We start from the raw sequence: 16,920 nt of genomic DNA on the forward strand, positions 1-16,920 counted from the left end.
ATTTACTCCCATCTATTTCCCCGTCTTTGCCCCTTCGCGGCACCTGCGCCCCGCCTTACGGAACGGGCAGGTGCGGAACATGAGACAGTGCTCACAGTCCGGCGGGCGATGCGGCTGCGGTGTGCGCGCAATCCCCATGATCGCCGTCACGGATTTGCGCGGCACCATGATCGTCGTCGGCGTCAGTGATACGCCGATGCGCCGTGTCATATCGAGCATTGAAAAGAACTTCGGCTGCTCCGTGATCGGCAGATCGCCGTAGCCGGGACTGAAGCGATCCGTCAGATAGCGCCCCTCTGCCTCTACAACCGCGCGCATATCCGCCTCAAAATTGTTGCAGATATTCTCGATCGCCGTGCTCGCACACGCATCCATGATGACGGCATCCGCTGCATTCGTCACCTCGCTGCGCATCATCAGCCGCTCTACACCGGGACCGAGCGTCGCTCCAAAGAGCACTGCCTCCTCGCACGGCGCGAGCATCTGCGGAATATCCTTGCCGGCAAAGGAAACGCCGAGCACTGCCCCATCCTCAATGGGCACCTGCCGATAGGTCAGGCGCGGCGTCGACGCCGCCAGCACCTCATCACTGCAGCGATGAATCTGCGCCGCAATCTCCTCCGTCAGTTCCTGCCCGCGAAAGCCAAGATATTTCAAAATCTCATTGTCATTCAGCGCGGTAAACCGCGGTTCAATCATCGTCGCTCCCATTCTCTTCCGTCACCACTCCCTGCTGTCAATGCTTCTCGCGTCGTCAAGTGTCCCCGATTATACCACATCCATCATATCCGTACAATGACATGGATTCCACGCATCGTCGCAAGAGTTGCTAATTGTGCTTATTCGTCACAATGATACTTCTTTCTGTACTCGTTTCTCATGTAGAAAGAGGCACGATTTCTCCTCAAGCACTGGAACTTATATAGAACATCCTTTATAAGTACAATTTATTTTACAATTCCAAAATTTTATTTTATAATATTAAACAAATATATGTAAAGACTTGTTCCTACTTAAAGCCTCTAATTGAGTCCAAACTTTTTAGGGGAATCATCTCTTATACAAATGCTTTCAAGGAACACAAACGACAAGGAGGCTCATTATGAAATGCAATACACGTACTATTGCACTCGGACTCTGTGCGTCGATTCTATTTACATCGTCCCCCTATGCTATCGCCGACGTCCAAGAGCGTCCAAAGCATCCCCAACCTTCTTATACAAGTAATGTGGATTATACGAATACAGAAGAAGATGTTTTCTCTTCATCGCCGCAACGCCTTTCCACTGTCGCCAAAAATCATGCCTATATTCCCAGAGATACGCAGTTCACCGTAGAACTCACCTCTGAACTCTCGTCCAAAAAAGCAAGGAAAGGCGATATTGTTCCATTGAAGCTCTCGCACAATGTCATTATCAATGACGTTGTTGTCATCCCGGAGGGAGCAACGGTTCGAGCAACAGTCGTAGAAGCAAAAAGTGCTGGTATGTTTGGACGCTCTGGAAAACTAGGATTTACCATTGACAGTGTCCGCACCATTAATGGCATTGATATCCCTCTCGCCTATACGGCAGCCAGGGAATCGGGAAGTGCCGACGGTGCCGTTGCGGTCGTGGCTTTCGTGAGTATTATCGGCGGTATGTTCATGAAGGGTAAAAACGTTTCATTTCCTGCAGGGACAACTTTCGACGCCAGAGTAACAGCAGATACTGATTTACATGTATCACTGGATGATTTAGCAGACGCCATGAGTCCTAATCGACCACATGGTGTGACGATCACATTAAAATAGTGGTCGATACTGAAAAAAGAAGTAAGCAAATAGGGCGTGCTCAGCTCGTTGCACACATAAGTATAATTCAAAAGCGTAGGAACACAATTCCTACGCTTTTAATATTGTCCTCATATTCTACAAAATCGACTCTTTACTGCATCAATCCGCAAATCGCACCGATGTCACCGCGTGCCGCTCCTCCGTACCATAGGCGCGTCCGATGCCCATTGCAAGGAACGCATTGACCAGACTGTTGAGACTAACACCTTCGCGTTCTGCCTGTTTGATCAGTGCCAAATGTACGCTCTTCGGAACGCGCGTCGTGAACTTTCCACTCGCTGATTCATCAGCATACATGTGCGGCTCCGGTACATCACGACCTTCTTCTCTCGCTGTCTCAATCCATGATGCAATCGCATCTGAGATGTTATGCAGGGCTTCTTCCTGTGTCTCTCCGTCAGCGATGCATCCCGGCAATTCAAATACCTCCGCCAAAAATCCACCGCCATCCTCTGCAGACAGCGCGGAAAGTGTAACCTGGTAGTCATGTGTATCTTTCATCCTGCACCTCTACTATTCTACAGCGCGTCGAAATAGTACCAACGCACGTTTAACATAAATTGCTTTCAATGGGCGACGTTTTCCCCTGGAATCAACGGTCAATATCTCTTGCAATTTTGGATGTGAAAACGTGTAGTGATCCCCCTTCCCTTTACGGCAAGTAAATCCACCAACTTTTGTCATGAGCTTTTCCAGATCATCAAAAGAAACATCGGCAGGATTATTCTCAACAGCTTGGAGCAATTTATTATAGTGTTCCATTTACGGCCCTCTCGTTTTGTTTGATATTATATATGATACTACTTTATTCTGATTTGTAAATGACAAATTGACGTGACAAGGGGTCCCGTGTCCGCAACACTTGGCAAGCGACCATCAAAAAGCTCTATGGCAGTCCCATGTATTTTGTGTTATAATACTGCCTTATCACCGTATCCACAATTTCTCAAGGAGGAAATGGAATGATAAAAGAGGCGATCAAGAAAATTGTCGATAAGCAGGATCTGACTTACGACGAAGCATACGCCGTCATGAATGAGATCATGTCGGGCGAGACCTCTGCGGTCGAAAACGCCGCCTACCTCGCTGCGCTCTCCACGAAGAGCAGCGGCATGGAGACGATTGACGAGATCTCGGGATCGGCGGCGGCAATGCGTGAACACGCACAGCCTGTCACGCACAAGATGGATGTCATCGACATCGTCGGCACGGGTGGAGACCACTCAGGCAGTATTAACGTGTCCACCACCGCCTCGTTTCTCGCAGCGGCGGCAGGGCTCAAGGTCTGCAAGCACGGCAACCGTGCCGCGTCCTCGAAGAGCGGTACGGCGGACTGTCTGGAGGCACTCGGGGTCAACATCGACCAGCCGCCCGAGAAGGTGCGTGAGGAACTGGGGAGCATCGGGCTTGCCTTTCTCTTTGCCCAGCGTTATCATCAGTCGATGAAGCACGTCGGTGCGATCCGCCGTGAGCTCGGCATCCGTACGGTATTCAACATTCTGGGCCCGCTGACGAATCCCGCGCGCCCCGCATACATGCTGCTCGGTGTCTACGGAGAACATCTCCTCCGCCCGCTCGCACGTGTGCTGCCGGGACTCGGCGTCAAGCGCGCACTCATTGTCCACGGAACAGACGGGATGGATGAGATCTCCGTCGGTGCACCGACCAAGGTGTATGAGATCGAGAATGCAGCAGAGCGTGCCTATGAGATCCGTCCCGAAGATTTCGGCATCACGCCTGCGTCAAAAGAAGCGATCCGCGGCGGCACACCTGCCGAGAATGCTGCCGTGACGCGCGGGATTCTGGCGGGAGAGATCACCGATGCACGGGCGGATATCTGCCTGATGAACGCGGGGGCTGCCATCTATATTGGGGGGAAGGCAGACTCGATTGCGGAGGGCATCGACACAGCACGCCGCGTCATTGCCGATGGCAGTGCTCTGCAGAAGCTGGAGGACTTTATTCGCATCTCTCAGTAATGCACAGGGGAAATGGAAGGACATGAAGTAAATGAACGCACTTGAACAACTCAGTAATTTTGTCTCACGCTACATGGCGGTCTTTGTCGTCGTCATTGCAGGCATCGCTCTCTTTCAGCCGTGGACGTTCCTCTGGAGCGTTCCATGGATCACGATTCTGCTCGGCATCGTCATGTTCGGTATGGGAATGACGCTGCGTTTTGCCGACTTTAAACTCGTTCTGCAGCGTCCGCGCGACGTCTTTATTGGAACGGTTGCCCAGTTCGGCATCATGCCCTTCCTTGCATGGGTCTTGGCACAGGCATTCTCCCTTCCGCCGGAGCTTGCCGCCGGTGTCATTCTCGTCGGCACCTGCCCCGGTGGAACGTCCTCGAACGTCATGACCTACCTCGCACGCGGTGATGTCGCCCTTTCCGTCAGCATGACCATGGCGTCCACCATTCTCGCGCCGATCATGACACCGCTCCTCACGCTCTGGCTCGCAGGGCAGTGGATCGACATTCCTGCGGGAAAGATGATGATCTCCATCGCACAGGTCGTCATTGCCCCGATTCTCCTCGGTCTCGTCATCAACCACTTCTTTGAGCGCCCTGTCCAAAAGGCAGTCAAGGTTCTCCCGCTCATCTCCGTGACCGCGATTGTTCTCATCGTCGGCGGTGTTGTATCGGCGAACGCGAGCCGCATCATCGAGACAGGTGCTCTCATCATGGTCGTCGTTATGTGCCACAACCTCTTTGGTTATACGCTCGGCTTCCTCGTTGCAAAGGCACTCCACATGGATATGGCAAAGGTCAAGGCGGTTTCCATCGAGGTCGGCATGCAGAACTCCGGGCTTGCCACATCGCTTGCCCTGCTCCATTTCGGTGCAGCTGCTGCCATTCCCGGTGCACTCTTCAGCGTCTGGCATAACATCTCAGGATCACTGGCCGCAAACTACCTATCCAGTCGAATGAAAAAAACCGACTAACGAAAATTTTTTCAAATAAATCCTCCAAAAGCTTAGGACTCTTGGAGGATTAATTTTATTTGTGTTGAATTTTACTTTTGTTGGATTATATTTATCTGAAAGAAGCGTTCTGCGCTTCCCATGATTATTGCTAAAGAGGTGATCGGATGAAACTAAAGTCAAAGATGCTTCTGTGGATTGGAGCGCCGCTTGTCGTGATTTTTACTGCGATGGCAGTGTTTTCCTACTGGGAAGCGAGCAACATGATCGAAGAGGCGACGGAACGCGAGATGCGCGCGCTCTCGGAGTTCCATGCCGAGGAGGTCAACCGCGTGGTCGAGGCACCGAAGGGGATCCTCGAGGGTATCGGTCGCGTATGGTCGACAAATATACCGACGGATGAGCGTTTCCTTGAAACAGCCAGGGACTTCACTGCACGCCCGGACATTGATTCCATCTATATGGGTTTCCCACGCGAGACAAACCGCCCCTTCCTCTACAGCGAGGAGGGTGTCGTACCGCTGAATGAGTTCGACGCAACGAGCCGTCCGTGGTATAAACTCGCAGAATCCAAGGAGGGCGTACAGCTCAACGAGGTTTCCACGAACGAGCGCACCGGAAAGCCAACGCTTGCCATGAGCCGCGCCATTCGTCACGAAGGGCAGCTGCTCGCCGTGATGGGGCTCGAGACCAATTTCTCCGACATTCAGAATATCGTCGCAAAGATCAAGATCCGGGAGCATGGCGCTGCATTCCTTCTCGATGAACAGGGACGCTTCATCTACCACTCTGCCCTTGGACTCGACGACAATGTGCACGCACAAGGCGAGGAAGACGCACGCCGCCTCCTCTCAAAGGAGCCTATTTTCTTTACCAACACATACGCAGGTGTTGAGAACTACTATGCTGTTCATCCGGTCGGCACAACGGGCTGGTCCCTTGTTCTCTTTGTGCCGAAGGATGAGGTGCTCGCCGATGTAAACAATCTCAAGTGGGCGATGATTGTGGGGCTTCTCGTCTCCCTCGCCCTCATCGGCGGTCTGCTCTATAAGATTGCTGACTCGATTGCAGGTCCCCTTGAGAATATGGCAGGTGCGGCACAGGAGGTGGCAAAGGGCAATCTCGCCATCGTCCCGCCCCAGATGGATCGCGACGATGAGATCGGACAGCTCCACAACTCCCTGCTCACGATGGTCAAGAATCTGCGTGAACTGATTCAGAAAACGGCGCAGACCTCCGAACAGCTCGCCGCCTCCTCTGAGGAGCTGACTGCCTCGGCAGACCAGTCAGCACAGGGCGCACAGAGTGCGGCCGAAGCGATCGTGAAAATCACGGGCAGCACCATCGAGCAGAATGAGGTTGTCGATCAGTCCTTTAAGACAGTAGACGGCATCACCCACGCGATCAACGAGATCACAACGGGAATCTCGGATGTCTCTGCCGCAACCCATCGCGCTGAAACAGCAACCGTTGAGGGACAGCAGGGACTCGGTGTCGCCGTCAAGGGGATGGATGTGCTCAATCAGAGTGCACAGGATGTCTCCGATGCCGTCACTGCACTCTACGAAAGTTCCAAGCGCATCTCCGAGATCGTCGAGATGATCACCGAGATCGCCGGACAAACAAACCTGCTTGCTCTCAACGCCGCCATCGAAGCGGCACGCGCAGGCGAACAGGGACGCGGCTTTGCCGTCGTCGCCGAGGAGGTGCGCAAGCTCGCTGAGCAGTCCGAGACAGCAGCGCAGGAGATCACAGAGCTCATCACCGAGAACGCAAACCGCATTGAGGACACGTTCAAGGTTATGCAGGAGCAGAGAGAACACGTCGGCGAAGGCGTCAAGCATGTCAATCAGGCAGGCGAACAATTTGACCGCATCGCTGGGGTTGTGAGCGAGCTCACCGAAAAGGTGGATGCAATCCTGAAGAGTACCGAGGGAATCAAAGTGGGCAGCGAGCACATGATGAGCTCGGTCGAAGCTGTTCAGAAGGTCTCGAATGCTGTCCACACGGAAGCAGAGAATGTCTCTGCCGTCTCTGAAGAGCAGGCAGCCTCCATGCAGGAAATTGCGGCATCCAGCCAGACGCTGGCACAGCTTGCACAGGATCTGCAGCGAATTGTCGGAGGTTTTAAGCTCTAAGGCCATCAGTACACTTCAGGGGCTGTTGTACGATACAATGCAGTATTTCGTACAACAGCCCCTTCTTTGTCCTCCTGCCGCGCCGGCACGATACATTCCCACACAAAAGGGGCTGCCCGGAAATGGGGCAGCCCCTTCTATGTTCCGATCCCTTTGGGGGTATCGGATTAATGGTTGAACATATTGCGCAGTGCCTGCTTGTTGACCTCGCGGTTCAGCTGGGCAAGATGCTGCGTGAGCTTGATGCTCTTCGGGCAGACACGCTCGCAGTTCTGGCTGTTTCCGCAGCTCGTGATGCCGCCCTTTTCCATCAGCGCATTGAGGCGCTTCGGTGCATCGAACTTCCCAAGCGGATGCAGGTTGAAGAGCAGCGTCTGTGCTGTCGGCGCAGGTCCGATGAAGTCGGACTGCGGGCCGACGTTCGGGCACGCCTCGAGGCAGCAGCCGCAGGTCATGCAGTGCGACAGCTCGTAGCAGGTCTCTGCCGTGTACGGGTTCTGGATCGGTGCATCCTTGACGCCCCACGTACCGTCCACCTCGACCCAGCCGCGAATGCGCTTGAGGCTCTCGAACATGACCGAGCGGTCGATGAGGAGATCGCGGATAACGGGGAACGTACGAGCCGGCTGCACGCGGATCGGCTGCGAGAGGTTGTCGATCAGCGCGCAGCATGCCTGCTGTGCACGGCCGTTAATGACCATCATGCACGCACCGCAAACCTTCTCCAAGCAGTTGCACTCCCAGACAGGGGGCGGAACGCGCTTGCCGTCAACCGTCACGGGGTTCTTCTGAATCTCCATGAGGGATGCGACGACGTTGAGGCCGGGACGATAGTCAACTTCGAACTCCTGCGTGTAGGGATTCTCGTTCGGTCCATCCTGACGCTCGATGATAAAACGAACTTTTTTCTGTTCTGCCATGACTTCTATCCTCCCTTACTCTTTCTTGGCGACGGCGTAGTTACGCGCACGTGCCTTGATGAGCGAATGCTCGAACTCCATGTAGCTGACCTGAGGCTCTTCCGTATTCGGGTCATAGTCCACAATGGAGGTCTTCATGAAGCGCTCATCATCGCGGCCGTAGAACATGAGCTCACCATCAGCATCCGTCATGCGCTCGCCCTTGTCATCAAGAAGGATCTTGGCATGTGCGCCGCGGCTCTCATCGCGGCAGCGTGCCGCCTTCGTCACAGCCATCGCGTAGAGGATCATGTTGCGGAGCTGGCGGACAAACATGGCTTCCTGGTTCGCCCATGTGCCGTGATCCGTCACACCGATGTCATCCCAGCGCTTCAGAATCCCCTTGAGTTTCTCAAGGCAGATGTCGAGGCCCTTGTTGTCACGCTCAATCGAGACGTAGTCATACATGATCTCGCCCATCTCCTGATGGAGCTTGTGGGCGTTCTCGGAGCCCGTCATGTTGCGGATCTTATCGAACTCCGCCACAGCCTCCTTGCGTGCACTCTCAAGTTCTTCCTCTGTGAGTGCTGTGCCGAGCTCACCGCTGCGTGCCCAGCGCAGTGCCTCGGGGCCAGCGATGAAGCCGGAGTACGCTGCAGAGAGGAGCGAGTTTGCACCAAGACGATTTGCGCCGTGATACTGATGATCGCACTCACCCGCAGCCATGAGACCGGGAATATTTGTGTGATGCTTGCGATCGACCCAGATGCCGCCCATCGAGTAATGCACGGACGGGAAGATCTCCATCGGCACCTTGCGCGGATCCTGTCCGACAAACTCTGAATACATCTCAAGAATACCGCCGAGTTTGTGCTCGAGGTAATCCGCAGGGATATGGGAGAGGTCGAGGTAAACACGACGCTCATTGTTGATACCAAGCCCCATATGGACGCAAACCTTGAAGATCGCACGCGATGCGACGTCGCGCGGGACGAGGTTGCCGTATGCGGGATACATCTCCTCGAGGAAGTACCAGGGCTTGCCGTCCTTGTACGTCCAGACGCGTCCGCCTTCACCGCGGCAGGCCTCGGACATCAGGCGGTTCTTATCCGACCCCGGAATCGCCGTCGGATGAATCTGAATGAACTCAGGATTGCCGATGTGAGCGCCCTGCTGATAGGCGGAGGAAACAGCCGAGCCGTTGCAGATCGTCGAGGCCGTGCAGCGGCCGAACACCTGACCGGGGCCGCCCGTCGCAAGTATAACGACATCCGCCGGGAACGATTTGATCTCGTTCGAGTTCATATTCTGTGCAACAATGCCGCGGACGATGCCGTCCTTGTTTTTGATTGCACGGATGTACTCCCAGAACTCATACTTCGTGACCTTGCCCTTGACCTCCCAGCGGCGCACCTGCTCATCCAGCGCGTAGAGGAGCTGCTGGCCCGTTGTCGAGCCTGCGAACACAGTGCGCTTATTCTTCTGTCCGCCGAAATTGCGCAGATCAAGCACGCCCTCCGCCGTACGCGTAAACGGAACGCCCATGCGGTCAAACATCTTGACCAGCTTCGGTGCTGCCTCAACCATGCCCTTAACGGCAAGCTGGTCAGCGAGGAAGTCGCCGCCGTAAACCGTATCGTCAAAGTGCTCGTAGACACTGTCATGCTCGCCCTTGGTGTCCATGCAGGCATTCATGCCGCCCTGTGCGCAGAGCGAATGCGAGCGCTTCACCGGGCAATAGGAAAAGAGGTCGACGGTACCGCCTCCCTCGCAAACCTTCATCGTTGCGAGAAGGCCCGCCAAACCGCCGCCGACGATGATAACCTTATTCTGTGGTACTTTAGCCATTCTTAGCTCTCCTTTGCTGCAGTTCTCACATGAAGTAGCTGCCCATGAAGGCAAGCGTAACAAGCGACATCAGCACGCAGAGTGCCATGGACAGCGCGTTGATTACCGACTGCGCGCGCGGTCCCTTTGCGATGCCCCACGTCATGCAGAACGTCGAAATACCGTTGCAGAAGTGGAAGATCGCCGCAATCATGCCGATCGTGTAAAGCACCGTGTGCAGAATCGCATAATCGCCGGTAACGAAGTAGGTGTAGAGCAGGTCATAGTTGATGTGCGATCCCATGACTCCCTTCTCCCACACGCGCATAAAGCCAACATGCCAGATGAGGAACGGAATGAGCAGCCACGCCGTATAGCGCTGCAGCGCAAACTGCCAGTTGCGGACATAACCATAATTGCCGGGGTTATTCTTCGCCTGCGCAGCGATGTAAATACCGTAAATCGCGTGGAAGAGGATCGGAACAGCGATGGCGAACACCTCAAGCCCATAGAACACGGGGCGCGGGATGAGATCCATCATAGCCAGCGCATCATTAAAGGCCTTTGCTCCATGGAGCACCGTCGAGTTCGTAAAGACATGCTCGAAGAGGAACACGCCGATAACGACGAGTCCGACCAGTGAATGAAGGCGCCGCATGTAAAAGGTTGTGTGGAACATTTCATACCTCCTGAAATATGTTGACCTTAAGGAAACATGAATCACTTCAGCACTTCAGATTGACAAACTTCATTTGATTCGTGATTCCTTAGGAGCCGCAGCCCCGGCACCGTACCGGAGCCGCGCCCCCGAATGATTTGTCATGCGCCAAACCATCGGCATGAACACGCATATTAGAGTCTGCGATAGGGCTTCTGTCCCATTTCATAGAAGTTATTTCCCTCGGAGTCGATGACGACGATGCAGGGGAAATCCTCGACCGTCAGCTTTGCAACGGCCTCGGGACCAAGCTCGGGGTAGCCCACAACTTCATACTTCTTCACGGACTTTGCGATGAGAGCTGCGGCGCCGCCGACAGCTGCGAAGTAGGTGACGCCGTACTTCTTCATTGCCTCGACGACCTCAGGCGAGCGCGAGCCCTTGCCAACCATGCCCTTGATGCCCTGTGCGAGCATCGTCGGCGTGTAGGCGTCCATACGGCCGCTCGTCGTCGGCCCCGCCGAGCCGATCGGATCGCCCGGCTTTGCCGGCGTTGGTCCGAGATAGTAAACAATCTGATCGTGCCAGTCCACGGGCAGAGGCTCGCCCTTTGCGAGGGCTTCCGTCATCGCCTTGTGCGCCGCATCGCGGGCGCTGATGATCGTTCCCGTAATCAGAACACTGTCGCCCGCCTTGAGCTTACGGGACATTTCCTCCGTAAACGGAGTGGTAATACGGATACTTTCCGCCATTGAGTATTCCTCCCTAAAGATAATACACAGAATCTGCTCCTCAGAATGCAGCGATTCGCTTAGAGGATGCGGTGCGCATGCCGGAGCGCATGGCAGCAGATCGTGACCGCAACCGGGAGACCTGCGATATGCGTCGCGCCCCACTCAATGTTTACGGCGAGTGCCGTCGTCGTGCCGCCCAGCTGTGGCCCGATGCCGGTCTTGTTGATCATCTCGAGGAGCTCTTCCTCCAGCTTTGCATACTCGGGCATGGGATGGCGCTGATTGATCGGGCGCGTAAGAGCCTTCTTCGAGAGGAGTGCCGCACGATCCATCGTGCCGCCGATACCGATGCCGACGACCTCCGGCGGGCAGGGATTTGGGCCGGCGTGCTGGATGATCTCCATGACAGCCTTCTTCACACCCTCGACGCCATCGGCCGGAACGAGCATTTTCACACCGGACTTATTCTCCGAACCGAAGCCCTTCGGTGCGATCGTGATGCTGAGGCGGTCGCCGGGGACGATCCTGGTGTAGATGACACCCGGCGTATTATTCTGTGTGTTCTTACGATTAAAAAGGGGCTCCGCAACAACGGACTTGCGCAGATAGCCTTCCGTGTAGCCCTTTGCGATTCCCTCGTTAATCGCATCCTCCAGAAGTCCTCCCGTGATGTGAAGATCCTGTCCGACTTCGACGAACACGATGGTCATCCCCGTATCCTGGCAATACGGGCGATCCTCCTCGCGCGCAATCTCAGCATTGCGGATGATCTGATCCAGAACGACCTGACCGACAGGCGACTCCTCTGTCTCCCGGCCCTTCTTGAGGCCTTCATAGACGTCGTCGGGGAGATAGTACGCCGCTTCTTTGCACATCTCGGCGACGTTCTCCGTGATTTCTTTTGCGGTTAGCTCTCGCAAAATAATCCCTCCTATAAATATAACTTATACACAGGTTAATTAGACTATATCATATTTTTTTCTTGCTTTCAAGTCTTTCAGACTTCTTGTAACCCCTTGAAAAAAGTGAATCTCATTCAATTTCAAGTTGTTGATTTTCACGTAGAATAAGAGCGTATTTTCTTATTTTATATCATTGTTTTTCTTTATTGTTTTATTGTTTAATTTCAACCAATATATTATTATTAACAATATTTTTATCGCATATATAAATCCCATATCGTACGATATGGGATTTATATGATAAAATTTTTGAAAGATTTTTATTTAAGGCGAATGAGATTCATCTTTGGTTCTTCCCCTGCTGTGAGATTTATCATCATAAAGGAGCCCTGCACCGCATCACGCGGACGAGCCACACTCCCGGGGTTGAATACGGTCACATCCCCCTGCTGCTCATAGAGGGCGATGTGCGTATGTCCATAAACAGCAATATCTGCCCCTGCCTCATGCGCAGCCGCGGCGAGCATCCTTGTATCAAACCGCACGTTGAAGAGATGCCCATGCGTGAGAAAGATACGATGCCCGCCGGCCTCGACGACGGTCTCGTCATACGTTCCATCCAGAGGCAGATCGCAGTTGCCGAGGACGCGCACAACGCTCTTCCCCGTCAGCTGTTCCAGTGCATCTGCATCGGCGGCATAGTCTCCTGCATGAAGCCACATCTCTGCCTGTGCCGCCTCAGGATACTGCAGCATCGCTTTCAGGCTCTCAATATCCCCATGACTGTCGCTGACAATTCCAATATTCATGCTTCACCTCACGCCTAGGAAAGATTGGGCAAAAGGCGCCCTATGACGACATCTTCCGCTGCGGCACAGACAGCTCGATGATCGATCAACATGCGTCATGCGCGGCCAAGGAGTGCACGCAGCTCCTCCCTCATCTGATCGAGTGCCGCACCGCGATGACTGATGGCGTGTTTTTCCTCACGTGAGAGCTCTGCCATCGTCCGCCCATCCGCACGATAAAAATAGGGGTCGTAGCCAAATCCCTCCGTGCCGCGTGCTTCGTGGCGAATAAAGCCCGTACACGTTCCCTCTGCCGACAGTTCCCGTCCATCCCAAAGTGCGAGCACGAGGGCGCAGTGATAGGCGGCGCGGGCATTCTCCTCCCCGCGTGAGCGAAGTTCCGCGATCAGCTTCCGATTGTTTGCCGCATCGTCGCCATGCACCCCCGCATAGCGCGCGGAGCAGACACCGGGGGCACCGTCCAGTGCCTCCACCGAGAGCCCCGAATCGTCGGCAAGCGCCGAAAGCCCCGTTTTTTCACGATAGTACTGAGCCTTGATGCGCGCATTCTCCATGAATGTCGCACCATCTTCGACCGGCTCTTCGATCGCACCGAGCTCCGGCTTCAGCTCATAAAGACGTGACAGTGGAACAAGGCGCACGGGCAGCCCGAGAAATGCCGTCTCCATCTCCCGCACCTTCCCTGCGTTTGATGTGGCAATCAGTATCGTCTTTTCCTTCATATTATCCCTCCCGTCCCGGCAGCCACGAGAGCACATCACCGAGGGCGACCTTCTGCTGATCGATCAGCGTGCGAATGCCTTGCTCACCGAGATCCAGCAGAGCATTCAGCTCCTTCCGTGCAAAAGCACGGCCTTCGCCCGTCCCCTGCACCTCGACAAAGGCACCTGCGCCCGTCATGACAATGTTCATATCGACCATTGCCGCAGAGTCCTCCTCATAGCACAAGTCAAGAAGCGGCTCATTTCCCGCATTGATGCCGACGCTGACCGCCGCCACATAGTCACGTACGGGGAAAATACCGCGCTTCGCATAAAACGACGCACACGCCTCGACAAGGGCAACAAATGCCCCCGTCACTGATGCCGTCCGCGTCCCGCCGTCCGCTTGGAGAACATCGCAGTCAATGTGAATCGTACGCTCACCGAGTGCCTTCGTATCCACTACCGCACGAAGAGCACGTCCGATGAGACGCTGGATCTCCTGTGTCCGCCCCGACTGATGGCCGCGCACCGCCTCGCGCGCCGTACGTTCCGCCCCTGCACCCGGAAGCATGGAGTACTCAGCCGTCACCCAGCCCGTGCCCGTTCCCTTCAAAAAGAACGGCACGCGCTCCTCCACCGTCGCCGCACAGACGACGCGCGTATGACCGGTCTCAATGAGTGCGGAGCCATCCGCATAGCGCTGATAGCCGCGTTCGATCCGAACGGGGCGCAGCTGGTCGGCACGCCGCAGATCTCTTCTTGGCATGAAATAATATCTCCTTTGGAAGTAATTCTCCCCTCCGGCTCGCGCTGTCCGTCGCACCGTGCCGCAGCAAGGCAAAATCCGCAACACAAAGCCTCCCCCGTCATGCGGGGAGGGGAACCGCACAAGCGGGAAAGGGTACTGTATCATTTATGCCGTATGGCTCTCCTGATATTGACGATAATTCTTGATGACGCAGATCGGGGTTTTCTGTGATGCGTTGCCGAACGGATTGTCGAGCAGCAGCTTAGCGGCAAGTTCCCCATTTAATCCATCCGATACGCCGACCACACGTGAACGCTTGAGATCGTTGACATCCGCCACCATCGCGCCGAATGCCCCCACACGCGTCCGTATACGGTCTGCCACCTGGTCTGCATCCGCAGGACCATAGACAATCGCCTTGTCAAACGGCGGCATCGTTCCAGTCACATCGTCAATCAGCGCCGTTTCTCTGCCGCCCCAGCGATAGAACATGCCGCCTTTGCCGACGAGCTTTGCGAGAAAACCGGCAAAGAGGGCAAAGAGAACACGCCCCGTTCCCTCTACATCCATCAGGGACTGCATCCCATGCGGGCTGGCAAGGCTGCCGTAGTCTGGGATAAAGCGGCAGGCAAAACGTGCCGCGCGGGAAATGTGCAGCTGCTCCGGGAAGACAAACCGTCCCTGTGTAATCGCCACCACACTCTCAGCGCAGCAGACCAGATCGTCCGCCGTCACCTGCTCTCCTGCATAGTACTCAATCGCATCCACAATGTCATCCGCATCTGTCAGAATACGTGTCGGCACAGGAAGAATCTTCAGTTCAGCCATTCTGCACCTTCCCTTCCCGTACAAGCGCAACCCCGGCGAGCGCGGCAATCTCCGCCGCTGTCATCTTCATCAATACCTTGGAATAATGCGCCGGCGTCCGCCCCGTCTCCAGATAGATCAGATCCATGCGAAAATCCACCATGTGGGCAATCGCATCATCGAGTGTATGTCCGTTTCGCCCCTCAATGGAGAGCTTGAGAGCAAGATTTATGCGCTGCTTCTTCTCTATCAGTGCCGCCTCGAAGTAGTCATCCTCGCGCGGTGCCCCCTCACACTCCACCTTGCCGTGCACCAATGCGCCGTCGTACTGCTCATAGGGCAGCTGAACACGCAGGATCGCATCCATGATTGTCCCGCACTGCTTCCCCTCATTGGCAAAGGGAATCGTCGCACCGATCACTAGACTCTCGGGCGTCCGTTCCACGACGGAAAAGGGCGTCATCTCCTCTGTCTTCGGCACAATCACCTCCGTACCAAGATAAGCAAAGAGTATCTTCACGCCCGCATACACAATAAAAACGACTGCAATCAGCAGATGCAGCCACCACGAAAATTCAGATCCCAATGTCCCGTCCTTCTTTCTCCGCCGTCATCGCCGCTTCCATCGGCACATAGAACTCCTTGGGCAGGCGCGTTATATGTCCCGTATCGCGATGCGTAAATACATTTTCTGAGAAGCCGCTCACCAGCAGTGTTCCCGCCTGATTGAGAATGCGGTAGGAGAACACCATCTTGGCCTTTGTGAGCGCCGTCGCCGTGGTCTCGATCACCAGCTCATCGTCAAAATGACCTGGTGCATGGTACTCCGCACCGACCTTCGTGATTGGGAATACGTACCCCGCCTCCATCAATGCGCCCAACGTGATGCCGATGCGCCGCAGATACGCGACGCGTCCGATCTCAAACCAGCGGATGTAGTTCGCATGATGCACGACCGCCATCGCATCCGTATCGTAAAAATTCACCCGATGTGTTACTTCAACCGGCATGAAAACTCCTTTCAAACAATCTCTTCCATTCGCGCGGCACGCGCGAGATCCGCCTCCATGTGCGCCAGCTCCTCTGCACGCACAACAGGACGCCCCGACTCAAAAAACGTGCAGTGTGCGGTCTGCGCACCGATCGGCTGCGTTCGCAGCCCCGTTCGCCGCGCGAGCTCCTCCACCGTTCCCTCATTCCCATCCACGAGGCGCACATTCTGCGGCAAAAGCTGCCGCATCGTATCCTTGAAATAGTTGAAATGCGTACAGCCGAGCACGATCGCAGAATAATCCGAAAAACGATACGGTGCAAACGCATCCCGCAGGTACACCTCCACTGCCGAGGAGACGAACTCCTGCCGCTCCGCGAACTCCACCAGTCGCGGCAGTGCCAAGAGATCCACCAATCCGTTCGGATCGCAGGAGGAAATCAGCCGTTTCAGCTTCTCCCCATGCACCGTGATCGGCGTCGCCGTGACGAGTACATGATGCTCCGCATCGCGCGTGAGCGCCTTCTTGACCGCAGGCTCCATCCCAATGATCGGCACATCGTAGAGACGGCGCATCTCATCTACGGCCACGGAGGTCGCCGTATTGCATGCGACGACCACAGCATCGGCGCGCTGCTGCTCAATGAGAAAGCGAAACGCGGTACGAACAAAGCCGCGCACGGCGGGAACAGATTTCGTCCCATACGGCACATGATCGCGGTCAGCATAGAAGATAAACTCCTCCGACGGCAGCACACGGCGAGCATGACTAAGCACCGTCAGACCGCCATAGCCTGAATCAAACAGCGCAATGCGCATCTGTCCATCTCCTCTTCCTGATCGAAACCGACGGCTCTATTATAGCAACTTCTTCCTTTTTTTGCCATATTTGACACAAAAAAGCCATAATAAGGCAACAACTATGCACAGAGACGAGATTGGCA

General features: G+C 55.1%; 19 protein-coding genes. 4 read left to right on the top strand and 15 right to left on the bottom strand.

Going from position 1 to position 16,920, the window contains the following annotated elements; genetic code table 11:
- Positions 1-12: 12 nt before the first annotated feature.
- The gene (locus ADJ74_RS00770) at positions 13-699 is read right to left on the bottom strand and encodes a vitamin B12 dependent-methionine synthase activation domain-containing protein (RefSeq protein WP_050344141.1); all 687 of its coding nucleotides are present in this window, start codon (positions 697-699) and stop codon (positions 13-15) included.
- A 403-nt stretch (positions 700-1,102) separates the two neighbouring features.
- On the opposite strand from ADJ74_RS00770, the gene ADJ74_RS00775 reads away from it, so the two are divergent.
- The gene (locus ADJ74_RS00775) at positions 1,103-1,792 is read left to right on the top strand and encodes a hypothetical protein (protein ID WP_071844270.1); all 690 of its coding nucleotides are present in this window, start codon (positions 1,103-1,105) and stop codon (positions 1,790-1,792) included.
- A 141-nt stretch (positions 1,793-1,933) separates the two neighbouring features.
- On the opposite strand, the gene ADJ74_RS00780 is transcribed toward ADJ74_RS00775, so the two are convergent.
- Together ADJ74_RS00780 and ADJ74_RS11170 are read right to left on the bottom strand one after the other, a co-directional pair.
- The gene (locus ADJ74_RS00780) at positions 1,934-2,335 is read right to left on the bottom strand and encodes a type II toxin-antitoxin system HicB family antitoxin (protein WP_050341139.1); all 402 of its coding nucleotides are present in this window, start codon (positions 2,333-2,335) and stop codon (positions 1,934-1,936) included.
- 12 nt (positions 2,336-2,347) lie between these two features.
- Positions 2,348-2,596 (bottom strand): type II toxin-antitoxin system HicA family toxin, encoded by a 249-nt coding sequence (locus tag ADJ74_RS11170; RefSeq protein ID WP_071844271.1) that lies wholly within the window; start codon positions 2,594-2,596, stop codon positions 2,348-2,350.
- Between the two features lie 200 nt (positions 2,597-2,796).
- Here ADJ74_RS11170 and trpD point away from each other — a divergent pair, with 200 nt between their 5' ends.
- The 3 genes from trpD (at position 2,797) to ADJ74_RS00795 (ending at position 6,897) form a co-directional block, all read left to right on the top strand.
- Complete coding sequence (trpD, locus tag ADJ74_RS00785) at positions 2,797-3,813, top strand: anthranilate phosphoribosyltransferase (RefSeq protein ID WP_050341141.1); 1,017 nt, start codon at positions 2,797-2,799, stop codon at positions 3,811-3,813.
- A 31-nt stretch (positions 3,814-3,844) separates the two neighbouring features.
- A complete protein-coding gene (locus ADJ74_RS00790) occupies positions 3,845-4,780 on the top strand; it encodes a bile acid:sodium symporter family protein (RefSeq protein ID WP_050341143.1) in 936 nt (311 codons plus the stop codon).
- 146 nt (positions 4,781-4,926) lie between these two features.
- Complete coding sequence (locus ADJ74_RS00795; RefSeq protein ID WP_050341145.1) at positions 4,927-6,897, top strand: methyl-accepting chemotaxis protein; 1,971 nt, start codon at positions 4,927-4,929, stop codon at positions 6,895-6,897.
- Positions 6,898-7,064: 167 nt separating this feature from the next.
- On the opposite strand, the gene sdhB is transcribed toward ADJ74_RS00795, so the two are convergent.
- From sdhB to murI, 12 genes are all read right to left on the bottom strand, one after another.
- Positions 7,065-7,817, bottom strand: a complete 753-nt coding sequence (gene sdhB, locus ADJ74_RS00800) for a succinate dehydrogenase iron-sulfur subunit (RefSeq protein WP_050341147.1) — start codon at positions 7,815-7,817, stop codon at positions 7,065-7,067.
- Between the two features lie 15 nt (positions 7,818-7,832).
- Positions 7,833-9,644 (bottom strand): succinate dehydrogenase flavoprotein subunit, encoded by a 1,812-nt coding sequence (gene sdhA, locus ADJ74_RS00805; RefSeq protein WP_050341148.1) that lies wholly within the window; start codon positions 9,642-9,644, stop codon positions 7,833-7,835.
- Positions 9,645-9,669: 25 nt separating this feature from the next.
- Entirely contained in the window at positions 9,670-10,302 is a 633-nt protein-coding gene (locus tag ADJ74_RS00810; protein ID WP_006690890.1) for a succinate dehydrogenase, read from the bottom strand.
- A 173-nt stretch (positions 10,303-10,475) separates the two neighbouring features.
- Positions 10,476-11,033 (bottom strand): Fe-S-containing hydro-lyase, encoded by a 558-nt coding sequence (locus ADJ74_RS00815; protein WP_006690892.1) that lies wholly within the window; start codon positions 11,031-11,033, stop codon positions 10,476-10,478.
- A gap of 59 nt (positions 11,034-11,092) precedes the next feature.
- Entirely contained in the window at positions 11,093-11,935 is an 843-nt protein-coding gene (locus ADJ74_RS00820) for a fumarate hydratase (protein WP_006690893.1), read from the bottom strand.
- Between the two features lie 302 nt (positions 11,936-12,237).
- Positions 12,238-12,726 carry a metallophosphoesterase gene (locus tag ADJ74_RS00825; protein ID WP_050341152.1) on the bottom strand — a complete coding sequence of 163 codons (489 nt, stop codon included), beginning with the start codon at positions 12,724-12,726 and terminating at the stop codon, positions 12,238-12,240.
- A gap of 95 nt (positions 12,727-12,821) precedes the next feature.
- Positions 12,822-13,448, bottom strand: coding sequence for an RdgB/HAM1 family non-canonical purine NTP pyrophosphatase (gene rdgB / locus ADJ74_RS00830; protein ID WP_050341154.1), 627 nt, complete (start codon positions 13,446-13,448; stop codon positions 12,822-12,824).
- Position 13,449: 1 nt separating this feature from the next.
- The gene (rph, locus tag ADJ74_RS00835; protein WP_050341156.1) at positions 13,450-14,196 is read right to left on the bottom strand and encodes a ribonuclease PH; all 747 of its coding nucleotides are present in this window, start codon (positions 14,194-14,196) and stop codon (positions 13,450-13,452) included.
- A gap of 147 nt (positions 14,197-14,343) precedes the next feature.
- Positions 14,344-15,006 carry a hypothetical protein gene (locus ADJ74_RS00840; protein WP_009754180.1) on the bottom strand — a complete coding sequence of 221 codons (663 nt, stop codon included), beginning with the start codon at positions 15,004-15,006 and terminating at the stop codon, positions 14,344-14,346.
- On the bottom strand, positions 14,999-15,517 hold the full coding sequence (locus ADJ74_RS00845) for a hypothetical protein (RefSeq protein ID WP_253271731.1): 519 nt from the start codon (positions 15,515-15,517) through the stop codon (positions 14,999-15,001). The genes ADJ74_RS00840 and ADJ74_RS00845 overlap by 8 nt, the downstream gene beginning before the upstream one ends.
- 43 nt (positions 15,518-15,560) lie before the next feature.
- Positions 15,561-15,995, bottom strand: coding sequence for a thioesterase family protein (locus tag ADJ74_RS00850; RefSeq protein ID WP_006690900.1), 435 nt, complete (start codon positions 15,993-15,995; stop codon positions 15,561-15,563).
- 11 nt (positions 15,996-16,006) lie between these two features.
- Complete coding sequence (gene murI / locus ADJ74_RS00855; protein WP_050341158.1) at positions 16,007-16,795, bottom strand: glutamate racemase; 789 nt, start codon at positions 16,793-16,795, stop codon at positions 16,007-16,009.
- Positions 16,796-16,920 lie beyond the last annotated feature (125 nt).

This window comes from Selenomonas sp. oral taxon 478, from assembly GCF_001189555.1.
GTDB classification, from domain to species: Bacteria; Bacillota; Negativicutes; order Selenomonadales; family Selenomonadaceae; genus Centipeda; species Centipeda felix.

Bases quoted from the DNA above. Each gene is read 5' to 3' on its own strand.
- ADJ74_RS00770 (WP_050344141.1), bottom strand. From the start codon at position 699: ATGATTGAACCGCGGTTTACCGCGCTGAATGACAATGAGATTTTGAAA.
- ADJ74_RS00775 (WP_071844270.1), top strand. From the start codon at position 1,103: ATGAAATGCAATACACGTACTATTGCACTCGGACTCTGTGCGTCGATT.
- ADJ74_RS00780 (WP_050341139.1), bottom strand. From the start codon at position 2,335: ATGAAAGATACACATGACTACCAGGTTACACTTTCCGCGCTGTCTGCA.
- ADJ74_RS11170 (WP_071844271.1), bottom strand. From the start codon at position 2,596: ATGGAACACTATAATAAATTGCTCCAAGCTGTTGAGAATAATCCTGCC.
- trpD (WP_050341141.1), top strand. From the start codon at position 2,797: ATGATAAAAGAGGCGATCAAGAAAATTGTCGATAAGCAGGATCTGACT.
- ADJ74_RS00790 (WP_050341143.1), top strand. From the start codon at position 3,845: ATGAACGCACTTGAACAACTCAGTAATTTTGTCTCACGCTACATGGCG.
- ADJ74_RS00795 (WP_050341145.1), top strand. From the start codon at position 4,927: ATGAAACTAAAGTCAAAGATGCTTCTGTGGATTGGAGCGCCGCTTGTC.
- sdhB (WP_050341147.1), bottom strand. From the start codon at position 7,817: ATGGCAGAACAGAAAAAAGTTCGTTTTATCATCGAGCGTCAGGATGGA.
- sdhA (WP_050341148.1), bottom strand. From the start codon at position 9,644: ATGGCTAAAGTACCACAGAATAAGGTTATCATCGTCGGCGGCGGTTTG.
- ADJ74_RS00810 (WP_006690890.1), bottom strand. From the start codon at position 10,302: ATGTTCCACACAACCTTTTACATGCGGCGCCTTCATTCACTGGTCGGA.
- ADJ74_RS00815 (WP_006690892.1), bottom strand. From the start codon at position 11,033: ATGGCGGAAAGTATCCGTATTACCACTCCGTTTACGGAGGAAATGTCC.
- ADJ74_RS00825 (WP_050341152.1), bottom strand. From the start codon at position 12,726: ATGAATATTGGAATTGTCAGCGACAGTCATGGGGATATTGAGAGCCTG.
- rdgB (WP_050341154.1), bottom strand. From the start codon at position 13,448: ATGAAGGAAAAGACGATACTGATTGCCACATCAAACGCAGGGAAGGTG.
- rph (WP_050341156.1), bottom strand. From the start codon at position 14,196: ATGCCAAGAAGAGATCTGCGGCGTGCCGACCAGCTGCGCCCCGTTCGG.
- ADJ74_RS00840 (WP_009754180.1), bottom strand. From the start codon at position 15,006: ATGGCTGAACTGAAGATTCTTCCTGTGCCGACACGTATTCTGACAGAT.
- ADJ74_RS00850 (WP_006690900.1), bottom strand. From the start codon at position 15,995: ATGCCGGTTGAAGTAACACATCGGGTGAATTTTTACGATACGGATGCG.
- murI (WP_050341158.1), bottom strand. From the start codon at position 16,795: ATGCGCATTGCGCTGTTTGATTCAGGCTATGGCGGTCTGACGGTGCTT.